This window comes from Bacillus sp. TE9106W (assembly GCF_054062215.1).
The window spans coordinates 37639-63892 of the sequence record NZ_JBSSFA010000016.1 but is presented as its reverse complement, the minus strand read 5'-3'; the positions used below and the strand labels follow the sequence as shown (position 1 = coordinate 63892).

The following is a 26254-nucleotide window of genomic DNA, read 5'->3' as shown; positions in this document are numbered from 1 at the left end:
TATGAGTTTAACAAGTTTAAAAGACTATACAACATTACATAATGGTGTAAAAATGCCTTGGTTCGGTTTAGGTGTTTTTAAAGTAGAAGATGGTTCACAAGTAATTGATTCTGTAAAAGCAGCAATTAAAAATGGCTACCGCAGTATCGATACTGCAGCAATCTATCAAAACGAAGAAGGCGTTGGACAAGCGATCCGTGAATCAGGTGTTTCACGTGAAGAATTATTTATCACATCAAAAGTATGGAATAGCGATCAAGGATATGAAACAACACTTCAAGCATTTGAAACTACATTAGAAAAATTAGGTCTAGAATATTTAGATTTATATTTAGTACATTGGCCTGTAAAAGGGAAATATACTGAATCATGGAAAGCGTTAGAAAAGCTTTATAAAGATGGCCGTGTTCGTGCTATCGGTGTGAGCAATTTCCACATTCACCACTTACAAGACGTATTTGAAATTGCTGAAATTAAACCAATGGTCAACCAAGTGGAATACCACCCACGTTTAGCACAAGAAGAGTTACACGCTTTCTGTAAAGAACATAACATCCAGCTTGAAGCTTGGTCACCATTAATGCAAGGACAACTACTGGATAACCCAACATTACAAGACATTGCGAAAAAATATAATAAATCAACTGCGCAAATTATTTTACGCTGGGATTTACAAAACGAAGTTGTAACAATTCCTAAATCAATTAAAGAACATCGCATTATTGAAAATGCAAACATCTTCGACTTTGAATTAAGTGCTGATGATATGAAAGCAATTCAAGCTTTAAATGAAGATCGCCGCGTTGGTCCAGATCCAGATAACTTTAATTTCTAAGCGAAAAACCACTGTAAATAATGCAGTGGTTTTCCTTAATTAAAAACTGAAAATTTAAACTATATTCAATTTAATTGACAGTTCATTTTGCAAGGTGTAAGATTTTGAATTATCAAAGAAACACAAAAATTAATAAAGTTTATTCGTTTACTCATTGTATCAAGAGAGGTGGAGGGACTGGCCCTTTGAAACCTCGGCAGCAGGTTCATTTTTGAATACTGTGCCACTTCCTGCAAGCTTTATAGCTTGAAAGATAGAATGAGGGACTTCGTTTATATACGGGTGCATAACTTGTACGTAAAAATCCCTCTTTCTCAATACGAAAAGAGGGATTTTTTATTTTTCATTTCCCTCATCATCATCCAAACTTAATTATTTAGGAGGAAAATCAAATGAAAAAGAAGTTTGTACCCGGTATTGCATCAGTTGTAGGAGTAAGTATTTTATTAACTGGTTGCGGTAGTTATAAAAACGAAGCAAGCGGAGCAAATGCAAAAGACGAGGTACCTAGTAAACAGGTTTTAAACTTATCTTCACCTACTGAAATACGAACAATGGATACAGCTCGTGCTACAGATACTGATTCTGGTCAAGTAATGAGAAACGTATTTGAAGGGTTGTATAATCTTGGTGAAGGTAATAAACCTATTCCTGGTGTTGCAAAATCTCATGAAGTAAGTGGTGATAAAACGAAATACACATTCCACCTGCGAGATTCAAAATGGTCAAACGGTACTTCTGTTACAGCGAAAGATTTTGTCTTCGCTTGGCAAAGAGCTGTCGATCCAGCAACAGCCTCTGAATATGCATTTCTATTCTTTGATATTAAAAACGCAACAAAAATTAACAACAAAGAACTTCCAGCCGACCAACTTGGTGTAAAAGCAGTTGATGACCATACGTTTGAGGTAGAATTAGAGCGTCCTGTTCCGTATTTTATTAGCTTAACAGCGTTCCCAACATTTCTACCAATTAACGAGGAATTCTTTAAAGCACAAGGTGATAAGTACGCTTTAGAAGATAATACAATCTTGTACAATGGAGCTTTTACACTAAGCGATTGGAAGCATGAACAAAGCTTTAAATTCAAGAAAAACCCTACCTATTGGGATAAAGATACTGTCAAACTAGAAGAAATCAATTTTAACGTTGTAAAAGAAAAATCAACAGAAGTAAACTTATTCGAATCAAAACAATTAGACCGTATAAAATTAACATCTGATTTCGTTGATAAATATAAAAAGGATGCAAACTTTAAAGAACGCCCGAACGTAGGCGTACAATTTTTACGTATGAATCAACAAAACAAAGTACTGCAAAACGTTTCTGCACGCCAAGCAATCGATCAAACAATTGATCGAAAATCCCTTGTAAATACGTTATTAAATGATGGCTCTACACCAACCTTTGGTCTCGTTCCAAAAAACTTTGCAAAAGGGCCTGATGGAAAGGACTTCCGTACTATAAACGGAGATTTAACCAAAGTTGATACAAAATCTGCACAAGAGTTATGGAAAAAGGCAAAACAAGAGCTTGGTTCTGAAAAGATTACATTAGAATTATTAACAAGTGATGCTGACCTTGATAAGAAAACGGGTGAGTTCTTAAAAGGACAACTAGAAAAGAATTTAGATGGGTTAACAGTAAATGTGAAACCACAACCACGTAAACAACAAGTTTCACTTTTATTAAAAGGTGACTATGAAATCGGTATTGATGGCTGGAGCCCTGACTTTGCTGATCCAATTACATTCCTTGAATTGTTTACAACGAATAATCCATACAACTTAGATCATTACTCTAATAAGGAGTTCGATGAAACAATTGAAAAGGTTAAAACGACTTTAGCTGGTGATGAAAAAGCTCGATGGGAAACATTACTAGCATCCGAGAAAATATTATTTAAAGACTCTGTTATCGCTCCTCTTTACCAGAAAGGCGAATCTTATTTAGAACGTTCTTATGTGAAAGGAATTGTGCAAGTAGACTTTGCAGGTCAATTAAACTTCAAATGGGCACAAATTGAAAAATAAAAGACAACCTGAATTGAAGTTTTTCTATCTACACCAATTGTTTTATTGAAAAAATTTATTAAAAGCGGGTTTCTCAATAAGAGAAAATCCGCTTTTTTAATATATTATTTTAAAAAATTAATGCTTCACTTTTTATTATTGACATATAGTTCTTTCCAGTGTTAATATTCTAAATAATCAAAGAAACAAAATATTTCACCATCAGAATATAACGTCTACTACGTTGAAACATATAACGATAGATTATAGTTCAACATGTATATACATATAGAACACCTGATCACCTACATGTACACATTTATAATAGGTTTTCTCTTCTTCTATAAATACACTTTAAGACATGGACATTATGACGTTACGAACAACACATTTAGGGAGGAACGAACAATGAAGAAAAAAGTTGTACCTGTTGTTGCATCTGTTTTAGGGGCAAGTCTATTACTAACTGCTTGCGGGGGAAATAAAGATAATGCAAGCGGAGCGAAAGCAAATGATAAAGCACCTGATAAACAGGCAATTAACTTATCATTTGCTTCAGAAATTCCAACGATGGATGTTGCAAAAGCAACGGATGGGGAATCCATGAACGTAATGCGCAATGTTTTTGAAGGGTTATATGCAATGGGAGAAGATAATAAACCGATTCCTGGTGTTGCTGACTCAGTTGACGTTAGTCCTGATAAAACAAAATATACATTCCACCTGCGTGATTCAAAATGGTCAAACGGTACTCCTGTTACAGCAAAGGATTTCGTCTTCGCTTGGCAACGTGCCGTAAACCCTGATACAGCAGCTGAATATGCATTCTTATTCTTCGATATAAAGAATGCGAAACAAATAAACCAAAAACAATTACCGGTTGATCAATTAGGTATTAAAGCTGTTGATGATAAAACGTTAGAAGTACAACTAGATCGTCCTGTTCCCTACTTCTTAAACTTAACGACATTCTCAACATTTTTGCCCATTAATGAAGAGTACTTAAAGTCTCAAGGCGATAAATACGGTTTAGAAACAAATCATTTAATTTACAACGGTGCTTTCACATTAGATAACTGGAAACATGAACAAAGCTTCCAATTAAAGAAAAACCCTAACTACTGGGATGCTAAAACGGTCAAATTAGAAGAAATCAACTTCAATGTCGTTAAAGATAAGTCTACAGAAGTGAACTTATATGATTCAGGACAAATTGATCGCGTTGCTTTAACTGCGGAGTTTGTTGATAAATATAAAGGCGATCCAAACTTCAAAGAACGCGCTGAAGTTGGCATTCAATTTTTACGACTCAATCAAAAAAATGAAACATTAAAAAATCAACATGCGCGCCTTGCTATTAACGGCGCAATGAATAAAAAAGCTTATGTAGAAACAATTTTAAATAACGGCGCTGTTCCAGCTGAAGGAATGGTTCCTGCGAAATTTGCAAAAAGTCCTGATGGCAACGACTTCCGTAAAGAAAATGGAAATCTAGTCAAGGATGATGTGAAAACAGCGAAAGAAAACTGGAAAAAAGCGAAGCAAGAACTTGGTACTGACAAAGTAACAATTGAACTCTTAACAAGTGATAATGCTTTAGCTAAAAAAACTGGTGAATATTTAAAAGGTGAACTAGAAAAGAACTTAGATGGATTAACAGTGAATTTAAAACCACAACCACGTAAACAACAGTTAAAACTACTATTAAGTGGTGACTACGAAATCGGTATTGATGGCTGGGGCCCAGACTTCGCTGATCCAATTACATTCTTAGATTTATTTACAACAGATAGTGCTTACAACTTCGATAAATACTCTAACAAAGAGTACGATGAGCTAATTCATAAAGTAAAAACAGATTTAGCTGGTGATGAAAAGGCACGGTTTGAAGCAATGAAGCAAGCTGAAAAAATTCTATTACAAGACGGTGCTGTCGCTCCTTTATACCAACAAGGTCGTTCTTACTTACAACGCTCTTTCATTAAAGGACTTGTAACAACTGACTTCGGTGGTGAGTTTAACTACAAGTGGACAGAAGTTGCAAAATAATACGTGCTAATAAAAAGGTATCCCACCGAGGATACCTTTTTATTTTATGCTTCTTTAACTACAGAGCTTCTCCCCTTTACTATTCCTTTTATAGCTAAAGTCATCACTGCTACTGATTGTGTAACTAATACAATAACTAATAATGAAATAATATTTCTCTCTAAACTAACTCCTCCAAATATTATTGTATAATAGCCATTTGCTGCATATGTTGCGGGAAATAACTCGCCAATTGTTTGATATGTTTTAGAAAGCATCTCATGTGGTACGATTACACCCGAACTTACAAGTTGTAGTGATAGCGAGATAATATTAAAAATCATACCTGCGTTTCCAAACACAGTTAGAAACATTTGTGTTAATGAAAGAAATACAAAGAAAACTATTGTCAATAATCCTCTTCCCCTTCTTTTTGCATTGAACTAAAACTCATCATAAATATAAACAAAAACATCAAATATGTTTTCCATGTCAAAGAAGGTGTATGCCCTGACCAAATATAGCTAACTAAATAGTTAATTCCCATAATGCAAGACGATATTACTAAACTAATACTTATTAGTTTTACATATTTGAGCATATCTTTTCTCCTTGTTTTTTATTTTTCTACTTCTTCAAATTGTAGATTCACCGGTTCTTCTAAAAGTGTTTCATAAAAGTTCTCTGCCAAATCTGTTGTAGGAATTTTTTCATCTACTTCATCAAATCGAATACTATCTAGCCACACACAACCTTCTCCTGATAATAAAACACCAAATGCAATACCAAGCGCTCCTTCTTTTATATCTAATACAACCGAGTACGATTGCCAATTATTCGTATGTTTAATGGGACGATTTTGCATATTATCCATAGCAAGCGGTTCTGTCTCTTTTCCGTCTACTCGCATCCACAATCCTGCCCAATCTCTTACATTTTCACTCTTAACAAATGCTGTAAAACGTAGTCTCTTCCCTACATATTTATCCGCTCGGAACATTTGCATTAATGTTGAAAATCCTCCGTGCGTAACATTCTCTTTTGCTTTTATGTATGCAGATACTTTCCCTTGATGGACAACTTCATAATCTAAACCCATCTCATATTCAGCAGGATGACTTCCACTTAAGATCCATCCTTTCGGTATACCTTTTTGCATTGAAACACCCTCTCTTTCTATATAAAATGACTGGAAGTACTTTCGATATTTCTTTGGTGGCAATTGAAGCATTCTTTTAAAAGCTCTCGTAAACGCCTCTTGTGAGGAAAAACCATATTACATCGCAATATCAATAACAGCTCTCTCGGTCGACACTAAAACCTGCGCAGCATGAGTTAACCTTCTCTTTCGAATATAATCCGTTACACTCATCCCAATATACCTTTGAAAAATACGATGAAAATGATACATCGATACTGCACTGTGAGATGCTACTCTTTCTGTTGTAAGCTCCTCATGTAAGTGATTCTCTATATATTCAATAGCTTTTTTTATCATCTCTTTATATTCTTCATGCATTTTAGTCCCTCCTCACAATTTCAATTTACCATATACATACAAATTTTTTTTGATTTAAATTGCGGATTAACCCTTGTAGCTACAGGATAATAATTTATTTTCAACACATACATAATTACATGATTTTGGGAAAAACTTGTATAGAACGAATTTACATAAGGAGGAATTTTCGATGAGAACTCTACTATCAGTTTTATTAACTCTTATGCTAGTACCTGCATTAACGGGATGTAAAGCTCCTGCAAAAGAAGATACAACTTCGAATAAGAAAACGACTGAAGAAGCAAAAAATGAAGCTCCTGCAGATTTAAAACTTAATTTTAATGAATTTAGTTTAGATGCAGACTATCAAGATACGAAGAAAGACTACGAAGCTGATTTTAAAAATGTAGCGGCTGATAAGAAAATGGAAGCAAAAATTGAAGATCATAAAGCAGATGTAAATTTAACAGGAGACGAAGCTATCACAAAATTAAGCCCACTTCTACAAGAATTAAAATTTGATAAAGATACTCCTGACCAAGAAGTAATCGATCAAGTCTTAAACGTGTTCAAACTTGATAAAGACTATCAAAAATTCGAGTTAGAAGTTATCTTCTCTGATGGAACGAAAAAAGAATATAAAAGAGAAATAAAATAAAGAAGTAGGCGGTTGCCTACTTCTTTATTTTTACATATCTTAAATCTGGTTTAGATCCAACATAATATTGAAGTCCAGATACTGATTCTTTTTGTAAATAAGAATCAGAAGGGAATATAATTGGGATTAACGGTGAATCTGTAAACATAATATCTTCTGCTTTATGCAATAAGTCAAAACGTTTATCTTCGTTTTGTTCAACTTCGGCTTCTTTTACTAAAGCATCAAATTCTTTATTATGCCATTTTGCATAGTTATTCGGACCATCACCTGCATATAAATCTAGTTTAGTAATTGGATCTAGTAAAGAACCTCCCCATCCCATATAAGCTAATTGGAAATCACTTTGCTTATATGTATCGATGTAACTCTTCCACTCTTTATTTTCTAACTTAATATCTACGCCAAGATTTTTCTTAAACATTTCTTGCATTGCTTCTGCTACTTTTTTATGTTGTGTATCTGTAGTGAATTTCAATGTTACTGCAGGTAATGTAGACCAACCTTGTTCTTTCATACCCTCTTCTAATAATTTTTTCGCTTCTGCCGGATCGAATTTAACATAATCGCCTTTTTCTTTACGGAAATCACGACCACCTTGTGTTTTTGCTCCTTCTGGAACGAATGCATATGCTTCTTGTGCATTATTCTTATACAGTTTTTCAACGATAAACTTACGATCAACTGCTAATGAAAAGGCTTTACGCACTTTCGCATTTGTGAATGGCTCTTTTTCTACATTAAACGAATAAATATAAGATGAGAATCCTGCAACACGCTTATATTCTTTATTTCCTTTTTCTTTCTCAATCATCTCTTGTGGTAAACCACTTAGTAAATCTAATTCTTTTGATTTGTACAATTGGTACGCTGTTTTAGAGTCTGGAATAATGCGAAACTCAATTTCTTTTAATGTCACCTTTTTATCATAATATTCTTTGTTTTTTTGCACTGTAATAGCTTGGTTATGCTTCCATTCTTTTAACGTGAATGGTCCGTTCGTAATTAACTCTTTTGGATTTGTTTTTAATTTATTATTATCATCAATTGATTTTTTAGATAATGGAATAAATAATGAACTTGCTAGCTTTTGTTTAATAGAAGAAACAGGGTGCTCAAGTGTTATCTTTAATGTTTGAGGATCAACAACTTGAATACCAACTTGGCCTTCTTCACCTTTTCCAGTATTATATGCCTCTGCCCCTTTAATAAAATACATTTCTGTAGCATTCATAGAACCCGTTTTCGGATTTAATAATCGCTTCCATGCAAATTCAAAGTCATTTGCTGTAATAGGAGAACCATCTGACCATTTAATATCTTTCTTTAAATGAATTGTATACTCCGTTCCATCAGCATTTACTTCTTCTTTCTCTGCTAATTCATTTTGATATTTCCCATCGCTATCTTGCGTATATAAGCTTGAGAATAAATGTCCAATTACATAACCTGACGTGCTATCTGTCGAAATAGCAGCATCAAGAGTATATGGATCACTACTAATATTCGTTACTAATCGATCTCCTTCTCCCTTACCAGCACTTGCTTTTTGCGTCTCTTTCTTACCGCAAGCGACAGAAGTAATTGCTAATACGGTCATAATGACAAACAGTAAAAACTTCTTCATCTTACATTCCCCTTTACCCTGAAATTTTTGGTGTTGATGCTAATAATGTTTTTGTATAAGAATGTTGTGGATTACGGAATACTTCGTCCGTATTTCCAAATTCAACAAGTTCTCCCTTATATAAGACAGCCACCTTTTCACACAAGTAGTGAACCATTGGCAAATCATGCGCGATAAATAAATATGTATAGCCTTGTTCCCTTTGAATCTTTTGTAGCAGATGTACAATTTGAATTTGCAATGAAACATCTAACGCTGAAATTGGTTCATCAAGAATCAATACTTCTGGCTCACACAATAACGCTCTTGCAATAGCAATTCGTTGACGTTGTCCTCCGCTAAATTCATGCGGGTAACGATTAATATATCGTCTATCTAATCCAACACGCTCTAGCGCATCACCTGCGACTTTATCTTTCAATCCTTTATCACCGAGTCCGAATGAAATATATCCTTCCGTTACGCTATCGCATACTTTCCAGCGCGGATTTAATGCTGCTGTGGAATCTTGAAAAATAAACTGTACTTTCTGTAAGAAATCACGCTTATGAGCTGCCTTCAACTTGTGAACGACTTGACCGTTATAATCAATTTCACCAGACGTTGGGCTCTCGATCCCAGCTATGAGCTTACCAAGTGTTGTTTTTCCTGAACCACTTTCTCCAATAATGCCAAGCGTTGTTCCTTTCGGGATCGCAAGTGATATGTCTTTTAACGCTGCGATTTCTTTATTTTTACTTCCATACGTTTTCGTTACTTGCTTTACAGTAATTAAATCTGTCGTCATGAGACATTCACCTTCTCTTTTGATTTCGCTCTATCATGCTCTAGAACATGCTGCCAACAATGTGAGCTATGCTCCCCAGAATATGTTGTTCTCTCCGGGAAACGATGAATACATTCTTTTATTGCTACTGGGCAACGATTGACAAAAGGACAACCAAAGATATTTAATGTTTCAATAGAAGGTGTCGTTCCTTCGATTGCACGTAATACTTTTTCGGAATCATCCATATTTGGAATTGCTTGTAATAAGCTTTTCGTATATGGATGTTTAGGAGAACCTATTACTTCCTGTATTGTTCCTTTTTCAACAACACGTCCTCCATACATGACAACTACTCGGTCAGCCACTTCACGTACAAGTGCCAAATCATGTGTAATCAACAAAATACTCGTATTTTGTTTTTCTTTCCGCTCTTTTAATAACCCCATAATTTGTTTCTGAATTGTTACATCTAATGCCGTTGTAGGTTCATCTGCAATAACAAGCTTCGGATGACACGCAAATGCAATCGCTAAACAAATACGCTGCCTCATACCTCCACTTAATTGATGTGGGTACTGTTCAAAACGTTTCTCTGCTTCATGTATCCCTAAAGCATTTAATAAATTAATCGCAATTTCTTTTGCCTCTTTTTTCGATTTCTTTTCGTGCTGCAAAATCACTTCTGTAATTTGCCTTCCCACCTTCATCGTCGGATTTAAAGATGAAAGTGGGTCTTGAAAGATAAACGAAATATCTTTCCCACGAATTTGATTCCATTCTGATTCTTGTAAATTAGTTAAATCCTTTGACTCGAAAGATATATTTCCATCATCAAATTGAATTGATTCTTGATTTAAGCCGATAATAGATTGCGCTGTAACACTTTTTCCTGAGCCACTCTCTCCTACAAGTGCCACTATTTCACCTTCGTTAATAAAAAAGGAAACATGTTTCACAATCGCTTGCTTACTATTCTCTTTTTCAACGGCTAATGTTACGTTTTCTAACGATAAGACTCGCGCCATGTTTTTTCTCCTTTCGATTACGTTTTATGATTTTCGGATCAATTGCATCTTGCAAACCATCACCAATTGCATTAAATGCGAACATGATGAGTGCAATCATGATTGCTGGGAAGAAAAGTTGCCACCATTCTCCGCTTAATAATGTCCCAAGCGCATCATTTGTCATTGTTCCCCAGCTTGCCGCTGGTGATTGTACTCCCAGTCCGATAAAGCTTAAAAATGATTCTGAGAAAATAGCTGCTGGAATTGTAAATGATAAATTTACGATAATAATTCCTGTTAAGTTTGGAATTAAATGTCCATATATAATTTTCATATGAGATGTACCTAATCGTTCTGCTGCAATAACAAATTCTCTTTGTTTCAAAGACAAGACTTGGGCCCGAATGAGACGTGCCATGCCAATCCACCCCGTTAACGCAAGAGCGATTATAATTGTAAAGAGTCCCGGTTTCATAACGATTAATAGTAAAATAACAATTAGTAAATATGGGATGCCATATAACACTTCAATCCCTCTTATAATCCACTCATCAATTAACGTTCCAAGACGATTACGCCCTCTTACATATCCACTAAAACCTCCGATTAGCACACCAAGCCCTATGTCTAGAGCTGCTGCTACTAATCCAACTGTTAGTGAAATTTTCCCGCCAGCCCAAGTACGCGCCCATATATCTCTTCCCAAATCATCTGTTCCGAACCAATGTTCACTACTCGGTGGTAAGTTTGTTGCCTCTTTTACCTGTTCACTCGCAGTAAATGGCGTTAAACTTTCACCAATAAGTGAGAAAACAATAATGAGTAATAACGTCACTGATCCTAAAACTGCGATTGGATTCGATACAAACTTACGAAACACTTCTTTCTTTCGGCTAATCTTTTGCTGATCTTTATTTATCGTTAATTCTTTTTTCTCTTCATTCGTTAATAACTGATTATTAATTTCATAAGCCCCCATCTAAACATCCCCCTCCTTACGTAATAGAACGAATACGCGGATCAACAATACGATGAATAATATCTGTAATAAAAATACATAAGATTAAAAGTGCACTATAAAAAATGGTTGTTCCCATAATCACTGGATAATCTCGATTAAAAATACTATCTACAAAATATTTTCCGAGACCAGGAATTGAAAAAATCTTTTCAATAACGAAAGTACCTGTTAAAAGTCCCGCCATTAACGGCCCAACAAATGTAAGTACTGGAACAATTGCATTTCGAAGAGCGTGTCTTATAATAATCTTCTTAATCGGTATACCCTTTGCTCTCGCTAGCTTAATATAATCACTCTGCAAAACTTCGATCATATTAGAACGAACAAATCTTGTAATAACCGCGATTGGTCCTAGTGCTAATGCAAAGGATGGCAATACCGTATGTTCGAAGGTGCCCCAAGACGCTACTGGTAAAAGTTCAAACTGTATAGCGAATACTTGTATAAATAATGGTGCTAAAATAAAACTTGGAATAGAAATACCGAGAATCGCAAGTAAGCTCACACTATAGTCAATTACTTTCCCATGATATAGAGCAGCAAATGTACCTGCAGCAATTCCGACTAATAATGAAATAATAAGTGCTTGTAAACCAATAATCGCTGATGGACCAAATCCGGTCGTTATAATCTCTGATACACCTTGCCCCGTCGACTGAACGGATTCACCAAAATCAAAATGAACTACACCGTCTAAATAAGCAACATATTGATTCCATAACGGTTCATCAAGGTGATACTTCGCCCTCATGTTTTGGATCACTTCTTCAGGAAAGATTTTTGCATCTGATGAAAATGGATCTCCCGGAATAATATGCATAATTAGAAATGTCACTGTCGTAATAACCCATAGTGTGAACACCATAACCGATAATTTTTTAATTACATACACTTCAATAACCCCCTAAACACATATATTTACTTAGTTTTATAAACGTACTGTTTCCATTACTCCCTTTTCTCTTTTTAGAATACAAAAAGCCTTGATCCTAAAAAATAAGATCAAGGCTTAATAAACAAAGGCCCATCACTTATCTTTCAAGACTTGCTTGCTGGAATTAGCACGGTGTTCATCTTGCAGAACCCGCTGCTGAGGTGTCATAGGGCCAGTCCCTCTACCTCTCTGGATAAGTAAATTGCTATATTATTATTTGGTTCAAATTGTATATTTCGAATTATAATTCTGAAAAAATGAAAAGTCAATCAAATTGGATATATTTAGAAAAATCAGTTTTTTGATAGTATATTTATCTAAATTACAGTTTCTCGCTTATAATAAAAAAAAACGATATTAAAGGAGTTATATGATGGATCCCTTACTTCTAGCAACTATAGGATTACCATTAACAATCGTTATACTTGTTATCATTGGATTTTATAAACTTTTCATTAAAAAGAAAAGCATTACCTCTTTTTACACACCCTTTGATAATATTACCGGACAAACAATTTCCGAATTTCACGAAGAACAGAAGGTATTAGTATCTGAGGATGAAGACGGCGATGGCAAGAAGAAAAAATAACCTTGCACAGGCAAGGTTATTTTTTCGTTTCTGCTTGAAAACGTTTATAGTATGTCGATGCTGTTGAAAAATTAATTTCTATATCCCGAATTAATGATGAGTCTTCTTCTTTAGCTAGTTTCTGTAATTTTTTTATCGCTTGTTCTGCTTCATTCAAGAAACCGACATATAATTCGTGCTCTTGCTCTTTGGATTTCGGTACACGGATTTCTTTACGTATATGATCAATATCCTCTAACATGTTCGTTGTTACCTTTTGCACGTCTTCTTTATATGTAGCATTTGTTATTTCCTTACCGCCCTTTTCTTTTGCTATTTCCCATAACTGTAATGCTTTATTGATTTCTTTATTTATCTTCATATCGTACTTTTCATGTACTTCACGATACACTTTCATCTCTTCTGTTTGCTCAGTAGACTGCTCTACCTTTTCTTTCGGTTCTTTCGTATCTTTACTTCCATTACATCCTGCTAGAAGGATCATACTTCCCATTACAGCAATACCCAAAACCTTCTTCATCTCTTCTTCTCCTTTTATCTACAGCTACTACTCATTATAGTTTCTTTTATCTCCACTTGTTATTATACCGAGAACACCCTACTTTTTACACTTAAGACGACATCGTAATATATATACCAACATGTTTGTCACAGTATCGTCACTTTATACAAATAACTTTTGCATCACCTTACAACACTGTATGAGTTATTTCAAAGAAATGAAAGAAGAGCTGATTCAAAAAATATTTGAATCAGCTCTTCTTTATACATTAAACCTCTAAATCTTGTCTTGCTTGCAGTTCAAACTGCTTTTCACTTCTTCTGGCCATAAATAAATAGCATAGTACCGCACCAATTTCACAAAGGGCTATTACAACACCCATCGGTAATGCGGTGTTGCTTCCACCAATACCTACTAGAGGTGCAACAAGCGCTCCTGAAATGAACTGTAATAAGCCTAATAAAGCTGATGCTGTTCCTGCAGCTTGTTTTTGATTTCTCATCGCTAATGAGAACCCAGTTGTTGAGACAACCCCAACACTTGATACAACAAGGAATAATGAACATAAAACACCAATTAACCCTATTCCTAATAAGATTGTTAGTAGTAAAGATAAACCACCAACAGCTGCAATAACGATACCAGAGACAAATAATGTCTTCTCATTCACTTTCCCTGCTAAACGACCCGTAACCTGACTCGCAATAATAATACCGATACCGTTGATTGCAAAGAATAAACTAAATTGCTGTGGTGATGCTCCGTATATGTTCTGCAACACAAATGGTGAGCCCGAAATGTATGCAAACATTGCCGCCGTTACTAATCCTTGTGACAATGCATATCCCATAAACAAACGATCCTTTAACAGTTTTCCATACGTCGCTAACGTCCCTGACAAACCGCCTGTTTCTCTTTCTTCAGGAGGTAATGTTTCACGTAATACGAAAGTAGCTGATATTAACATAAATACACTTATTGCTCCGAGAACGATAAAGACACCGCGCCACGTTGTGAACTGTAATAATTGTCCCCCTATAATCGGTGCCAAAATAGGTGCTGCTCCGTTTACTAACATAAGCAGTGAGAAGAATTTCGTCATTTCAGAACCTGAATACATGTCACGTACCATTGCACGTGATATAACAATTCCGGCTGATCCTGAAGCTCCTTGTAGGAAGCGTAATAACACTAAAGTCCAAATAGATGGTGCAACAGCACAAAGTAAAGAAGAAGCAACATAAATAATAAGAGCAATAATAAGAGGTTTGCGTCTGCCGTAAATATCACTAATTGAGCCAACAAATAATTGTCCTACTGAAAGCCCAAGCAAACAAGCTGTTAATGTAAGCTGTGCTAGAGATGCACCCGTTTGCAAGTCATCCGTTAACTTCGGTAACGAAGGCAAATACATATCAATAGATAACGGCCCAATTGCCGTAAGTGTCCCTAATACAAGAATCATCCATAACCTGTTTGTCTTTACAGGCTTATATATTTCCTGATTAACTTCATTCACTTTTTTCGTTCACCCTTTCCTATACATACTAAATCGTAACAATTATAGTTACAACATACAAATACGTCAAGTATAGCGCATTTCCCTGTTTAATTTTGTAAAAAAAAGCGATAGAATCTCTATCGCTTTACTTGTTCAAATTACTATTTGTAAATTTAGATACGGAAGACATCGCCTCTCCTGTATCTAAATATGTGATTTGAATTGGATCTCCCACTTCTGTAAACATAGCATATGGGAACTTTTTCGCAGGTATCATAAACACTTTTTGTTCGTTCTCCAACAGTACATAAACAATTGTATTTTCACCTGATTTTTCTTTATATACACGTTGTACAACGCCTTCTTTTTGTGCCTCTTTACCACTTGAAGTTGGTCTAAATGAATCTCCACTTCCGCTCAGCGCATTTTTATAGTTCTCAAGTGCTTCTTTTTGCGTCGAACCTGTTGCAAATATTTTCGCATTGGAAGCATAGATAACAGTATGGGCACGTACTAACCCTCCGTCATCAATAACAGGTACAATCCAAGAAGGTTTACCGTACACGTTATAAATAACCGGCATCGTTCCATGCCACTTTTCTCTCTTAAAGGAATTATCCACGACTTCCGAAGCAGCCGAACCATCCATAATTCCCTTTACTTCTTTTCCATTATAGTAATACAACTTACCTGTACGTGCATCAATGAGTGAGTAACCTAACGCAGAATCTACTCCTTCTTTCGGAGAAGTGAAATCAGTAAAGTAATATAGCGTTCCATCCTTACCGAAGATCGGTGTAACTCCTTCTTTCGTTCCCCACTCAGTCGGAATCTTCATATCAGTTTGCGAGAATTTCGTATTCCAAAATCCGTGAATATATTTACCGAAGTACGTATTTAACGTAGATGCAGTCTCGTGATTTAATACGCCATCAACAAATTTAGGTGCCTTTCCTTTATCGTATCTTTTCACTTCACCTGTTTGTGCATCTACTACTACAACGCCCTCTACATCAAACCCGGATCTTCCTGAAATGAATTCACCGTACGTCATTGTATAATACGGTTTTCCTTTATCATCAACTTCAAATTTAGGTTTCCCTTTAAAGATTAAATTTGGTTCCGCTTGCCTTACCACACGCTCTAAATTATTTCCGAAAAACATGCTTGGCACGTATTTCATTTTATAACCGAGGTGCAGTTTCGCTTCTGCATCAGGATTCGTACCTGACATCGTTACGTACCCTGGAATTGTCTCCGCTTTACGTGCTTTAAAAAAGCCTGAAACTTCAATCGGTGCTACATATAAAGCCTCACCATTTACCATTTGTGGCGTTAATTCTCCTAGCTCAAAATAAGCTACTTTTGGAATATCCCCAAATACTTTTTTCATCTTATTCTCCGCTGTCTTTGGCGGCACTGTAAACGGCTGATCATTTTCAGTAAATGGCTCTGAAATATCTTTCTCTACCTTTACAACAGAATCATATTTCGTTTGCGAGATTACTATATCGTGCAAATAACCAAAGTAGCCGTAACTTGCAAGTAAAACAAACATTAGAAGTCCTTTTAACGTACCTTCTAATTTTCCTATTTGATCTTGTGAAAATAAAACAAGCCCAATTAAAATTGCTACTGCAACAGAATAATGAGTAAGAATTGAATCTGCTCGATCATCGATTAACCAAAAATATTCATAGATTGCGATACCTATCCAAAATAAAACTGGAATAACTAAAATGGATGATTTCTTACCCTTTACAACCTTCTCATCCCCTTTCTTATCCACTGCTCGAAGTTTACTACCGCTTCTTCTTGTCCATGGAATCAAAAACAAAGTGAGAATAGCTAAAATTAAAAATTTCATCAAAGGCAATGTCCCCTTTTCTTTTGTCTTCCCCTTTAGTATAACAAATAAAGGTTATTCAGGTAAAAATGGGAATGGTTATATTTTTTTACTACTTAATACAACTCCACTCACTACATATAAGATAGATGCTATATAAAAAATTGTACCAATCGTAAAGAAGTCTACTAAATATCCCGTTGCAATAATCGCAACTGCTCCACCAATCGATGTCCACACATGATATTTTCCAATCTCATAACCAGCATTTTCTTGTACAACTTTTCGTGCTAACGACGTCTTCTCCGTATTACGCTGCACAGCCCCTAAAACTCCCATTAAAATTTGAAGAATGTATACATGCCATACTTCTGTTGCAATAGGAAAACAAAGCATTAATATTGCCATGGACCAGGCATATATAATTAATAATTTTTGATCGCCTACTCGATCAGACAGTTTTCCTACTAACGGGTATACAAGTGCTGAAGTTAAGGCAAATAAACCATAAGCCCAGCCAAACTGCGAGAAGCTATTTCCAACATTCCGGAGCAATAGAATGTAAAAAGGAAACACCATACTTCCCGCCATCATAATAATGCTCTGTGAAGCTATAAATCTTCTATATGTCATTTCGTATACTCCCTATAAAATAAATTCACAAATCTCTCTTTTGGATCCGCTTCTTTTTTCTTCCCAAGAAATTCTTCTATACGAGGGTATGCTCTCTTTAACTGCTCTTTCGTTGGATAAGGATAATACGGTAAATAATAACTACCGTTATGCTTTAACGTAACATCAATCATCTTCTGAATAACATCCTCTGTTTTCTTTATCTCATTTTCAGAACGTCCTTGATTAATTAAAAGAACCAGTGCAAACATATCATCTTTCGCATAGGATAAAACTGCATTTTCATTCTTTTCCACGTAACGAATCGTAATATTGAGCAAATTAAACTCTTCTTCATTTAATACGTTACGTAAATCATCTATGTATTCCGTAAAAGAATCTATAGGCACAAAATATTCTTGTAACACCTCTGTCCTATTCGGGTTTTCATATTCCATAAAGGCACTATCTGACCTCATAACATTATTTCGCGTCTCATACTTTCCATCTGTACGTTCAAAATAACTTCTTTGTATATCCCAAAACGTATTCTTTCCCCAATCACTGTAGCGTGATAATCCAAGTAAAAATTTCGGCGCTGCTATAATAGTTTCTTCTTTTAGTTCACTATACTCTTCCCTCATATTTTGATTTTGTGCCAATGTATAATCTGTCACATACATTTCTCTTAAGAATGAATTTGGAGCAACAGAAATACGAGCTAAGTGCATACGAACATTAGCATCTTTTTTCACTTTTTCTTTGAAATAAGACGTGTATTCTTTATAATTTAGCATTTTCGTATGCGTTTCATATAATTCATCATTTGTTAACTTTAAAGTCACATCTAAAATGACACCAAATAACCCATAACCGCCAATGACGTAAGGAAATAAATCCGCATTCTCTTCTCTACTTACATTACGTACAGTGCCATCTGCCATTAGTAATCGAAATGATTCGACTGTATCAATCAATGCCTCATGACGAATATCACGACCATGTACATTTACACTTAATGAACCACCAACCGTAAAAATATTTTGCGATTGCATCACCTGAACAGCAAGACCATATGGATTTACTTTCTTCTGAATATCATTCCACGTGACGCCGCTTTGAACTGTAATGCGCTTCTTCTCTGGATCAAATTCCAATATTTTATTATACCCTTTCATATCAAGCATCGTACCATGTGGATAGTATGTCTGTCCGCCTTGGCTATGTTGCATACCAGCAATAGAAATTTTCTCTCCAGAAACATTTGCATCTTGCACTAATTGTATTAACGAGTGCTCATCAGTAGCACTTTCAACACGTTTTATTTTTGTCGGAAGCAATTTACCTACATCACTCATAATAGGATGATCGAGTTGTTTTTTATATGTATGTACAGACGTTGCAAGCAACACTGTATATGCTACAATGACCACCACTATCTTTCCTTTTTTCAAATGACACTCTCCTCTTCTACACCTTTTCCTCTTTATATTGTACCTATTTTCCTATGAATAAAGAATACAAAAAAGGGGGACCTTATTTTAGGTCCCTCCTTATCAAAACTGTTACTTTGCTGCTGGCAATTGTATTGGGTCAAACTTTTCATACGACGTATATTTTGCGTTCGTAATAATGTGTGCTTTATCCTTGCCATTACTACTCATAATCATGTCTATCTTTGCTGATTCATATTTAAAATCTTTTGTAATGATATATTCTGCATCCACTTCTTCTATCTTCGCATTTTGTGCTTGTAACATTTTCTTCTGCGTTTCATCCATGCTAGTTAACATACTTTCTGTTTCTTGCCCTTTTAATGTAAATTTCAGTTTATATTTATCTCCGCTTTTCTCCATCTTCATTTTATCTAAAACTACTTCCGGTACTTCTAACTTATCTATAATATCTTGAGTCGCTTTCATTCCACCAGCGTTTAATTGCTCCTCTGGTACGGTTATAACTTCTCCTGTATTAGGGTTTTTTACCTCACCAGCAACTTTACCATCCACAGTATACACTACAACATCTGTACCGGAAATATTCATTTCAGAACGAGAATTCTTTGTCTTTGGCTCTAATTGCATCTTAGCCTTTACTATATCCATCTCTGTTCCCTCAGCTTTTACCCCTACACCATATGTCATCGTTACATGTTCTTCATTTTTAAAAGCTTCATTCGTTTTCTTGAAAACATCTTTCGCCGTTAATTCCTTTTCTTTTTGAACGGATTCTTTTTTCGGCTCATCCGTCTTTGCTGTTTTCTCATTACTACACCCTACCCCTAGACTGATTGCAAGTACTAAACTTGAAACAAAAATAATTTTTTTCATACTGTTGCCCCCTTTCCCAAAATAATATCACCTCTTTTCCTATGAAATCTATATAATTTTTAATCTATACTCGCTATATAGCGACATGTTTAATAAAGATCTTAAATATGATGTAAATAACGACAACTCATTTCAGGAGGACATTATGAAGGCGATCATTTGCACACAGTATGGACCACCTAACGTTCTTCAGCTTCAAAATATAGAGAAACCTATACCTAAAAAGAACGAAGTATTAGTTAAAATTCACGCAACAAGTGTATCGACTGGAGATTGTAGAATACGCGGATTTAATAGCCCTCTATTATTTTGGATTCCTATGCGACTTATATTAGGACTTAGAAAACCGAGAAACCCTATACTTGGCGTAGAATTAGCAGGAGAGGTAGAAGATATCGGGACAGATGTAACTCAATTTAAAAAAGGGGATCAAATTTTTGCATTAACAGAACTCAATCTTGGTGGTTATGCCGAATACACGTGCGTGCATGAGAGTGGATTAATAACATTAAAACCTACCAATGTAACGTATGAAGAAGCGGCAGTTATTCCTTTTGGTGGAACTTCAGCGTTGCATTTTCTGAGAAAAGGCCGGATAAAAAAGGGGCAACAAGTTCTCATATATGGCGCCTCTGGATCAGTAGGAACAGCTGCCATACAACTTGCTAAATATTTTGGTGCGACCGTTACAGCTGTTTGTAGTAATTCAAATTTTGAACTCGTGCAATCTTTAGGAGCGGATAAAGTAATTGATTATACGAAAGAAGATTTTACTAAGCGGCGCGAGCGTTACGATATTATATTTGATGCAGTTGGGAAGTATAAAAAATCCCTTTGTAAACAAGTATTAGCGCCTAATGGAAAATATGTATCTGTGAATGGAATGATGGCAAAAGTAAGTAAAGAGGATATGATTCTACTAAAAGAACTAACTGAAACAGAACATTTAAAACCTGTTATTGATAGAACTTACCGATTAGAAGAAATTGCTGAAGCTCATATGTATGTGGAAATAGGGCATAAAAAAGGGAACGTTTCGATTACCTTAAAATAAAATATATTCAGAAAATAACATTGACAATTCTTTTTGTAAGATTTACTATTAGTACCATATTAAAAACTACATACACATACTCTTATCAAGAGTGGCGGAGGGACTGGCCCGATGATGCCCGGCAACCGAGCTTATGACGTATAAGCTAAGGTGCTAATTCCTGCAAAACGAGTTTTCGTTTTGGAAGATAAGAGAGGATCCTATTTTGTCTATTTGGCACCTCTCTTATTTTGAGAGGTGCTTTTTATTTTGGAACGTATATGAAGGGGGAACTATAGATGAAAAAAGTATTATTGAGCATTGTAAGTGGAGCTGTATTGTTGTTAGGTGCATGTGGTGCTAACTCTGATAAAGAGGTAAAAACACTAGATGAGAAAAAGATTACTGTCGGTGTAACAGGCGGGCCGCATGAACAAATTTTTGAAAAGGTAAAAGAAGTGGCAGCGAAAGACGGTCTCGAAATTGATGTAAAAGTATTTAATGATTATGTAGCACCGAACGTATCCCTCGATGAAAAAAGCCTTGATGTAAATAGCTATCAAACAAAATCATATTTAGACGTGTTTAAAGCTGAACGTAATATGAAATTAACCGAAGTATTTTCAACAGTAACATTCCCTATGGGCGTATATTCAAAAAGCTTAAAGGATGTAAAAGACTTAAAAGATGGTGATGCAATTGCTGTACCAAATGATCCAACGAATGAACTTCGAGCTTTAAAACTATTTGAAAAAGCAGGAGTTTTAAAAGTGGATCCAAAAGCGACAGAAAAAGCGACTGCGAAAGATGTAATTGAAAATCCAAAAAATTTAAAGATCGTTGAATTAGAGGCATCTCAATTACCAACACAACTAAGTGAAGTAAAAGCAGCTGCAATTAATACAAACTTTGCATTAGGTGCAAAATTAAGCCCTGCGAAAGATTCTATCTTCCGTGAAGGAAAAGATTCACCATATGTAAACTGGGTCGTTGTTCGTACTGAAAATAAAGATGATGCGGTTGTAAATAAATTAAAGAAAGCTTATCAATCTAAAGAAGTAAAAGAATTTATTGAGAAAAAATTTGATGGTTCTGTTTTACCGTCTTGGTAGGAGCTGACGATAATGATTGAATTAAAAAATGTATCCAAAGTATTTACAACAAAAAAGGGGAATGTGGAAGCTCTTAAGTCTACTTCCCTCCAAGTAAAAAAGGGCGAAATATTTGGAATCATTGGATATAGTGGCGCTGGCAAAAGTACATTAATTCGCTGTGTAAATTTATTAGAAAAACCAACGACAGGAAATATTATTGTAAACGAGCAAGATTTAACAACACTGTCTACAAAAGAACTAGCAAAAGCGCGACAAAAAATCGGGATGATTTTTCAAGGATTCAATTTACTTAAAACTGTTACCGTTTATGAAAATATCGCATTACCGTTACGCCTTGCTGGCGTTCCAAAATTAGAAATTGAAAAAAGGGTAGAAAAGTATTTACGTATTGTCAATCTCTTTAATCGAAAAGATGCCTATCCGAGTGAACTTTCTGGTGGTCAGAAACAACGTGTGGCTATCGCCCGTGCACTATCACATGAACCGGAAGTGTTATTAAGCGACGAAGCAACGAGTGCTTTAGATCCAGAAACAACTGATTCTATTCTTGACCTATTATTAAAGATTAATGAGGAAATCGGAATCACAATTTTATTAATTACACATGAAATGAACGTTATCCAGCGTATATGCGACAGAGTTGCTGTTATGGAACATGGAGCAGTAGTCGAAAGCGGGACTGTGAAGGATATATTCACAAACCCACAACATGTAACAACGAAGAAATTTGTAAATAGTGCATTTGCAGCAAAAATCCCAGCTGAAGTACAAAAAGAACTACAAAGAACCGGAGAAATCGTAACTCTTTCTTTTATAGGAAATTCTTCTGGTGAACCAGCATTAGCTGTTGCCACAAAACGATTCCAAGTATATCCAAATATTTTATCCGGTAATATTACTCAATTAAAACATGAGGCATACGGGAAACTTGTCATTCATATGCAAGGGGAACAAAATGAAATCAACCACGCTTTATCATTTTTACAAGAACAAGGTATCATCGTAGAAGGGGGTAGAACAGATTATGGGAAACAAGTCCTTTTTGGATGAATGGGGTAAAGTCATATGGGAAGCAACCATTCAAACATTTCAAATGACATCTATTTCACTATTCATCTCTATCCTTATTGCACTACCACTTGGTGTCACACTTGTTTTAACAAGACCTGGTGGGCAGCACGAAAATAAAATCATTTACCCAATTCTTAATACAATTATTAATATCATTCGCTCTCTTCCATTTATCATTCTATTATTCTTCATTTTACCTTTTACAAAGTTTCTAATGGGAACCTCCATTGGTGTACAAGGCGTAATCGTACCGCTTGTCGTCTTCACTGCTCCCTATATCGCAAGATTGATGGAGACAGCTTTATTAGAAGTCGATCGTGGTGTGATTGAAGCTTACCAAGCGATGGGCGTTTCTACTATACAAATTATTTGGCACGTTATGGTGAAAGAAGCTCGTCCCTCCCTTGTACTTGGATTAACAATTGCAACGATTGGCTTAATCGGCGCTACAGCAATGGCTGGTCTTGTAGGCGCTGGTGGGCTAGGGGACTTAGCATATCGCTTCGGACATTTACGCTATGAACCTGAAGTAATGTATGCAACTGTCTTTATGTTAATTATCCTCGTTCAAGGATTACAGTCTTTAGGGAATGGTATTGCACGAAGGTTGAAGAAAGATTAAAAAAGAAGGTATCTCACCCTGGTGAGATACCTTCTTCTTATCTTTTAAATCCACCTTCTGAATGAATAACTTGTCCCGTAATCCACTCTGCTTCTTCACTTACTAAAAACTTAATGAGTCTTGCTGCATCCTTTGGCTCACCAATTCTGCCAAAAGGAAACATTGGTTTTAATCCTTGCTTTATCTCTTCAGTCATCCAGCCTGTATCAGTTGGACCTGGGTTAATTGCGTTCACTGTTATTCCTAAATGAGCTACCTCGGCTGACAATGAACTAGTAAGAGCATCAATAGCCCCCTTCGTTGTTGCATACGCCAGTTCTCCAACCATAGGCCCTTGAAATTGTCCCGAAGTCATATTCACAATTCTACCACCAGATTTCTTATCAAATCCTCGGGCAAATTGACTACTTAATAATGTAGTCGCACGAATATTGACCATGTAGTGCTTATCTAATTCTTCAGCAGTCAAATTAGAGAAATCATTATTCGTAGAATACGCTGCATTATTAATTAATATATGAGGGTAGCCTAGTTGTTCAGTAACTTTATTTATAAGCTCTTTCGGTGCATCATTCTGAGTTAAATCTAACTCCATACTCGATACTTTCACACCGCTTTTTAGTAACTCTTCTTGTAATTGTATTTGTTCACTTTGATCAACACCCCAAGGCATCTCTTTATCATACTCTGTCCAATACGTAAAAAATATATCGTATCCAGCCTCAGCTAATTCTTTACAAATTGCTGCGCCTATACCATCTAAACGACTTACACCTGTAACTACTGCTACTTTATCTTTTAATTGATTCATCATATACTCCTCCAATTTTAAAGGACGCATATTTTATATAAGAGATATGAATTTCCCCACATAAGTATCTATCCTTACAAAGGGGACGCACAAGCCAAATATGCAGTCCTTGCATGATTTACAGATAGCCAAATAACCCCTCACTTATGAGAGAAAAATTCATCTATCTAATTTCTAATCATTACAAGTTCATCCACATATTGAGTCCTTGTCTCCTTTCCATATACCTCTATTTCTATCATAACAATATGATGTAATATTTCAAATGATAAAAAAATAAAAACCAATATTCCATTCCAAACTTCTATCAAATTTATTATATTATAATATTTAAATAATGGAAATAAATAGAAAAAATACTGGTAAATATTGACTAGCCTTCTTATAATAAAACGTGGGGCTAATATGAGAGTTTAGTTTTAAACAAATAGGGGGAAGAAACATGTCAAAAAAATTACTTTCTTTATTTTCTGCAGTAATCGTAGCAGCTTTTGTAATCACTGGCTGTGGTCAAAGCGATACGACAAATAAAGAACAAAAAGAAAATGCAGCCAAAGAAAACAAAACAGAAAAAACGGATACAACAAAAGAAAATAAACCTGAAGATAAAAAATCCGAAGACAAGAAACCTGAAGATAAAAAGACGGAAGATACCGCTACTAGCTCCAGCGATTATTCTAAACTTATTTCCTACATGGAAAAAGAAACAGGCGGAAAAACAAAAGTTCTTTTTGAAAATAAGGAACCACAAGTCTATAAATCTGAAGATGTTTCAGTATCAATGAATAGTTATACATTAGTTGAATTAAATGGATTCCATACGGACTTTAACATTCCATTTAACCGTCAAACAGAGGGCGGAGTTATTCTTGTGAACTATAGCGTAAAAAATAGTTCAGCTAAAGATATTTATTATATGCCAGCATTGGACATATCGTTTACTGGTGCGCAGAAAGTATATAATAACTATAAAGATTTAATTCCAAAAGAAGATCAACTGCCAACTAAGCTTGCTCCAACGAATGATTACTTAGTAAAAGCAGGAGAAACTATTTCTGGTTATATCGCGTATCCATTCGGAAAAGATGATCTAGAAAAAATTTCAAGTCTCTCAACAGTCTCAGTCACAGTCCCAACTGCACAAGCTAATAAAGGAAAATTCGATGCTCCAATCGGCAGTCCCGGAAGCTTTTCATTAAGTTTAAACAAACAAGGTGCTGAAAAGGTTGCAACAGATAAAGCTTTCTACCAAGATAAAGCTACAGCTAATAACATGGGCGATAAAAAAATGTTAAAAGAGAAATCAAGTATTAATAACAGCCAAGAATTAGGCGCTGTTAATGTTACATTAGATGGATACCAATTTACTCAATTCACACCAAATTCCGTCGAAGCTCCGCGCTTTGCAAATTTCAAAAACGGTATTGTTCTATTAACAGTGAAATTCAAGCTTGATAACAAAGATACTCAAGACGTTTCACTATCTCCTATAAGCTCTACATTGAGAGTGAATGATGGTACACAATATACGATTAATGAAGGTATGCTACTAAATTACGACTATAACGCTTCAGTCAAAACGGGAACATCTGGGGAGTTACTACAAGTGTTTATTTTAGATCAAGAGCAGTATGAGAAGATTTGGAAAGACAAAAGCTTTGAGATTGAGTTAGGACCTATGAGAAATAAAGAAGCTAAAGATATTTCACAAGGTAAAAAAGCTAAGTTTACATTACCTAAATAAATTACTAAATATATAATAGAAAAGGCATATAACATATGATTGTTATATGCCTTTTTTATTTGTATCAAGAACAAAACTTTAATTTA

At 35.3% G+C, this 26254-nt stretch carries 24 protein-coding genes, 1 pseudogene and 3 riboswitches; of the genes and pseudogenes, 10 read left to right on the top strand and 15 right to left on the bottom strand.

Translation table 11 applies throughout. The features are described 5' to 3' along the window. Position 1 precedes the first annotated feature (1 nt). The 3 genes from ACVWY7_RS22940 (at position 2) to ACVWY7_RS22930 (ending at position 4896) form a co-directional block, all read left to right on the top strand. The gene (locus ACVWY7_RS22940) at positions 2 to 835 is read left to right on the top strand and encodes an aldo/keto reductase (RefSeq protein WP_000060182.1); all 834 of its coding nucleotides are present in this window, start codon (positions 2 to 4) and stop codon (positions 833 to 835) included. Between the two features lie 153 nt (positions 836 to 988). Then, a riboswitch (SAM riboswitch) is annotated at positions 989 to 1095 on the top strand. A gap of 132 nt (positions 1096 to 1227) precedes the next feature. Continuing rightward, the gene (locus ACVWY7_RS22935; protein ID WP_000726494.1) at positions 1228 to 2868 is read left to right on the top strand and encodes a peptide ABC transporter substrate-binding protein; all 1641 of its coding nucleotides are present in this window, start codon (positions 1228 to 1230) and stop codon (positions 2866 to 2868) included. Positions 2869 to 3255: 387 nt separating this feature from the next. Beyond that, entirely contained in the window at positions 3256 to 4896 is a 1641-nt protein-coding gene (locus ACVWY7_RS22930) for a peptide ABC transporter substrate-binding protein (RefSeq protein WP_000731069.1), read from the top strand. Between the two features lie 44 nt (positions 4897 to 4940). Here ACVWY7_RS22930 and ACVWY7_RS22925 read toward each other — a convergent pair whose 3' ends face one another. From ACVWY7_RS22925 to ACVWY7_RS22915, 3 genes and pseudogenes are all read right to left on the bottom strand, one after another. Further along, positions 4941 to 5288, bottom strand: coding sequence for an ABC-2 transporter permease (locus ACVWY7_RS22925; protein ID WP_000156949.1), 348 nt, complete (start codon positions 5286 to 5288; stop codon positions 4941 to 4943). Continuing rightward, positions 5285 to 5476, bottom strand: coding sequence for a lipoprotein (locus ACVWY7_RS22920; RefSeq protein WP_000922543.1), 192 nt, complete (start codon positions 5474 to 5476; stop codon positions 5285 to 5287). Before ACVWY7_RS22920 ends, ACVWY7_RS22925 begins: the two co-directional genes overlap by 4 nt. Before the next feature lie 18 nt (positions 5477 to 5494). Next, positions 5495 to 6394: pseudogene (locus tag ACVWY7_RS22915) on the bottom strand (helix-turn-helix transcriptional regulator). A gap of 172 nt (positions 6395 to 6566) precedes the next feature. Here ACVWY7_RS22915 and ACVWY7_RS22910 point away from each other — a divergent pair. Continuing rightward, the gene (locus ACVWY7_RS22910; protein WP_144508119.1) at positions 6567 to 7034 is read left to right on the top strand and encodes a YusW family protein; all 468 of its coding nucleotides are present in this window, start codon (positions 6567 to 6569) and stop codon (positions 7032 to 7034) included. 16 nt (positions 7035 to 7050) lie between these two features. On the opposite strand, the gene ACVWY7_RS22905 is transcribed toward ACVWY7_RS22910, so the two are convergent. The 5 genes from ACVWY7_RS22905 to ACVWY7_RS22885 are packed head-to-tail and all read right to left on the bottom strand — an operon-like array spanning position 7051 to position 12350. After that, the gene (locus ACVWY7_RS22905; protein ID WP_000714120.1) at positions 7051 to 8661 is read right to left on the bottom strand and encodes a peptide ABC transporter substrate-binding protein; all 1611 of its coding nucleotides are present in this window, start codon (positions 8659 to 8661) and stop codon (positions 7051 to 7053) included. Between the two features lie 13 nt (positions 8662 to 8674). Next, entirely contained in the window at positions 8675 to 9448 is a 774-nt protein-coding gene (locus ACVWY7_RS22900) for an ABC transporter ATP-binding protein (RefSeq protein ID WP_000205662.1), read from the bottom strand. Beyond that, complete coding sequence (locus tag ACVWY7_RS22895) at positions 9445 to 10455, bottom strand: ABC transporter ATP-binding protein (protein ID WP_144508121.1); 1011 nt, start codon at positions 10453 to 10455, stop codon at positions 9445 to 9447. The genes ACVWY7_RS22900 and ACVWY7_RS22895 overlap by 4 nt, the downstream gene beginning before the upstream one ends. Continuing rightward, a complete protein-coding gene (locus ACVWY7_RS22890) occupies positions 10412 to 11416 on the bottom strand; it encodes an ABC transporter permease (RefSeq protein ID WP_000501552.1) in 1005 nt (334 codons plus the stop codon). The genes ACVWY7_RS22895 and ACVWY7_RS22890 overlap by 44 nt, the downstream gene beginning before the upstream one ends. 16 nt (positions 11417 to 11432) lie before the next feature. Next, positions 11433 to 12350 carry an ABC transporter permease gene (locus tag ACVWY7_RS22885; RefSeq protein WP_000289314.1) on the bottom strand — a complete coding sequence of 306 codons (918 nt, stop codon included), beginning with the start codon at positions 12348 to 12350 and terminating at the stop codon, positions 11433 to 11435. A gap of 136 nt (positions 12351 to 12486) precedes the next feature. Further along, a riboswitch (SAM riboswitch) is annotated at positions 12487 to 12592 on the bottom strand. A gap of 173 nt (positions 12593 to 12765) precedes the next feature. On the opposite strand from ACVWY7_RS22885, the gene ACVWY7_RS22880 reads away from it, so the two are divergent. After that, a complete protein-coding gene (locus ACVWY7_RS22880; RefSeq protein WP_000371390.1) occupies positions 12766 to 12981 on the top strand; it encodes a DUF3951 domain-containing protein in 216 nt (71 codons plus the stop codon). Positions 12982 to 12997: 16 nt separating this feature from the next. Here the strand turns inward: ACVWY7_RS22880 and ACVWY7_RS22875 are convergent, their stop codons facing one another. The 6 genes from ACVWY7_RS22875 to ACVWY7_RS22850 all read right to left on the bottom strand — a co-directional run bounded on the left by ACVWY7_RS22875 (position 12998) and on the right by ACVWY7_RS22850 (position 19772). Then, the gene (locus ACVWY7_RS22875) at positions 12998 to 13501 is read right to left on the bottom strand and encodes a hypothetical protein (protein WP_000756539.1); all 504 of its coding nucleotides are present in this window, start codon (positions 13499 to 13501) and stop codon (positions 12998 to 13000) included. A 250-nt stretch (positions 13502 to 13751) separates the two neighbouring features. Beyond that, the gene (locus tag ACVWY7_RS22870) at positions 13752 to 15002 is read right to left on the bottom strand and encodes a multidrug effflux MFS transporter (RefSeq protein ID WP_001006753.1); all 1251 of its coding nucleotides are present in this window, start codon (positions 15000 to 15002) and stop codon (positions 13752 to 13754) included. A 127-nt stretch (positions 15003 to 15129) separates the two neighbouring features. Further along, on the bottom strand, positions 15130 to 16851 hold the full coding sequence (locus tag ACVWY7_RS22865; RefSeq protein ID WP_144508127.1) for a DUF3981 domain-containing protein: 1722 nt from the start codon (positions 16849 to 16851) through the stop codon (positions 15130 to 15132). A 78-nt stretch (positions 16852 to 16929) separates the two neighbouring features. Further along, a complete protein-coding gene (locus ACVWY7_RS22860; RefSeq protein ID WP_000222345.1) occupies positions 16930 to 17463 on the bottom strand; it encodes an MFS transporter in 534 nt (177 codons plus the stop codon). Further along, positions 17460 to 18896, bottom strand: a complete 1437-nt coding sequence (locus ACVWY7_RS22855; protein ID WP_456523991.1) for an FAD-binding oxidoreductase — start codon at positions 18894 to 18896, stop codon at positions 17460 to 17462. The genes ACVWY7_RS22860 and ACVWY7_RS22855 overlap by 4 nt, the downstream gene beginning before the upstream one ends. Positions 18897 to 19007: 111 nt before the next feature. Next, on the bottom strand, positions 19008 to 19772 hold the full coding sequence (locus ACVWY7_RS22850) for a DUF6612 family protein (protein ID WP_000720102.1): 765 nt from the start codon (positions 19770 to 19772) through the stop codon (positions 19008 to 19010). 145 nt (positions 19773 to 19917) lie between these two features. Between ACVWY7_RS22850 and ACVWY7_RS22845 the strand changes: the two genes are divergently transcribed. From ACVWY7_RS22845 to ACVWY7_RS22830, 4 genes are all read left to right on the top strand, one after another. After that, positions 19918 to 20826: an NAD(P)-dependent alcohol dehydrogenase gene (locus ACVWY7_RS22845; protein WP_000643883.1), complete on the top strand. Its 909-nt coding sequence runs from the start codon at positions 19918 to 19920 to the stop codon at positions 20824 to 20826. A gap of 79 nt (positions 20827 to 20905) precedes the next feature. Further along, positions 20906 to 21020: riboswitch (SAM riboswitch) on the top strand. 84 nt (positions 21021 to 21104) lie between these two features. Next, entirely contained in the window at positions 21105 to 21917 is an 813-nt protein-coding gene (locus ACVWY7_RS22840) for a MetQ/NlpA family ABC transporter substrate-binding protein (protein ID WP_456523990.1), read from the top strand. A gap of 12 nt (positions 21918 to 21929) precedes the next feature. Continuing rightward, the gene (locus ACVWY7_RS22835) at positions 21930 to 22970 is read left to right on the top strand and encodes a methionine ABC transporter ATP-binding protein (RefSeq protein WP_456523989.1); all 1041 of its coding nucleotides are present in this window, start codon (positions 21930 to 21932) and stop codon (positions 22968 to 22970) included. Further along, complete coding sequence (locus ACVWY7_RS22830) at positions 22945 to 23613, top strand: methionine ABC transporter permease (protein WP_000527139.1); 669 nt, start codon at positions 22945 to 22947, stop codon at positions 23611 to 23613. The genes ACVWY7_RS22835 and ACVWY7_RS22830 overlap by 26 nt, the downstream gene beginning before the upstream one ends. 37 nt (positions 23614 to 23650) lie before the next feature. On the opposite strand, the gene ACVWY7_RS22825 is transcribed toward ACVWY7_RS22830, so the two are convergent. Further along, complete coding sequence (locus tag ACVWY7_RS22825; RefSeq protein WP_033682593.1) at positions 23651 to 24427, bottom strand: SDR family oxidoreductase; 777 nt, start codon at positions 24425 to 24427, stop codon at positions 23651 to 23653. Between the two features lie 439 nt (positions 24428 to 24866). Here ACVWY7_RS22825 and ACVWY7_RS22820 point away from each other — a divergent pair, with 439 nt between their 5' ends. Beyond that, positions 24867 to 26168, top strand: coding sequence for a DUF5068 domain-containing protein (locus tag ACVWY7_RS22820; protein ID WP_000038585.1), 1302 nt, complete (start codon positions 24867 to 24869; stop codon positions 26166 to 26168). Positions 26169 to 26254 lie beyond the last annotated feature (86 nt).

Coding starts and splice junctions, on each gene's coding strand:
- ACVWY7_RS22940 (WP_000060182.1), top strand. CDS start 2: ATGAGTTTAACAAGTTTAAAAGACTATACAACATTACATAATGGTGTA.
- ACVWY7_RS22935 (WP_000726494.1), top strand. CDS start 1,228: ATGAAAAAGAAGTTTGTACCCGGTATTGCATCAGTTGTAGGAGTAAGT.
- ACVWY7_RS22930 (WP_000731069.1), top strand. CDS start 3,256: ATGAAGAAAAAAGTTGTACCTGTTGTTGCATCTGTTTTAGGGGCAAGT.
- ACVWY7_RS22920 (WP_000922543.1), bottom strand. CDS start 5,476: ATGCTCAAATATGTAAAACTAATAAGTATTAGTTTAGTAATATCGTCT.
- ACVWY7_RS22910 (WP_144508119.1), top strand. CDS start 6,567: ATGAGAACTCTACTATCAGTTTTATTAACTCTTATGCTAGTACCTGCA.
- ACVWY7_RS22905 (WP_000714120.1), bottom strand. CDS start 8,661: ATGAAGAAGTTTTTACTGTTTGTCATTATGACCGTATTAGCAATTACT.
- ACVWY7_RS22900 (WP_000205662.1), bottom strand. CDS start 9,448: ATGACGACAGATTTAATTACTGTAAAGCAAGTAACGAAAACGTATGGA.
- ACVWY7_RS22895 (WP_144508121.1), bottom strand. CDS start 10,455: ATGGCGCGAGTCTTATCGTTAGAAAACGTAACATTAGCCGTTGAAAAA.
- ACVWY7_RS22890 (WP_000501552.1), bottom strand. CDS start 11,416: ATGGGGGCTTATGAAATTAATAATCAGTTATTAACGAATGAAGAGAAA.
- ACVWY7_RS22880 (WP_000371390.1), top strand. CDS start 12,766: ATGGATCCCTTACTTCTAGCAACTATAGGATTACCATTAACAATCGTT.
- ACVWY7_RS22875 (WP_000756539.1), bottom strand. CDS start 13,501: ATGAAGAAGGTTTTGGGTATTGCTGTAATGGGAAGTATGATCCTTCTA.
- ACVWY7_RS22865 (WP_144508127.1), bottom strand. CDS start 16,851: ATGAAATTTTTAATTTTAGCTATTCTCACTTTGTTTTTGATTCCATGG.
- ACVWY7_RS22860 (WP_000222345.1), bottom strand. CDS start 17,463: ATGACATATAGAAGATTTATAGCTTCACAGAGCATTATTATGATGGCG.
- ACVWY7_RS22850 (WP_000720102.1), bottom strand. CDS start 19,772: ATGAAAAAAATTATTTTTGTTTCAAGTTTAGTACTTGCAATCAGTCTA.
- ACVWY7_RS22845 (WP_000643883.1), top strand. CDS start 19,918: ATGAAGGCGATCATTTGCACACAGTATGGACCACCTAACGTTCTTCAG.
- ACVWY7_RS22840 (WP_456523990.1), top strand. CDS start 21,105: ATGAAAAAAGTATTATTGAGCATTGTAAGTGGAGCTGTATTGTTGTTA.
- ACVWY7_RS22835 (WP_456523989.1), top strand. CDS start 21,930: ATGATTGAATTAAAAAATGTATCCAAAGTATTTACAACAAAAAAGGGG.
- ACVWY7_RS22830 (WP_000527139.1), top strand. CDS start 22,945: ATGGGAAACAAGTCCTTTTTGGATGAATGGGGTAAAGTCATATGGGAA.
- ACVWY7_RS22825 (WP_033682593.1), bottom strand. CDS start 24,427: ATGATGAATCAATTAAAAGATAAAGTAGCAGTAGTTACAGGTGTAAGT.
- ACVWY7_RS22820 (WP_000038585.1), top strand. CDS start 24,867: ATGTCAAAAAAATTACTTTCTTTATTTTCTGCAGTAATCGTAGCAGCT.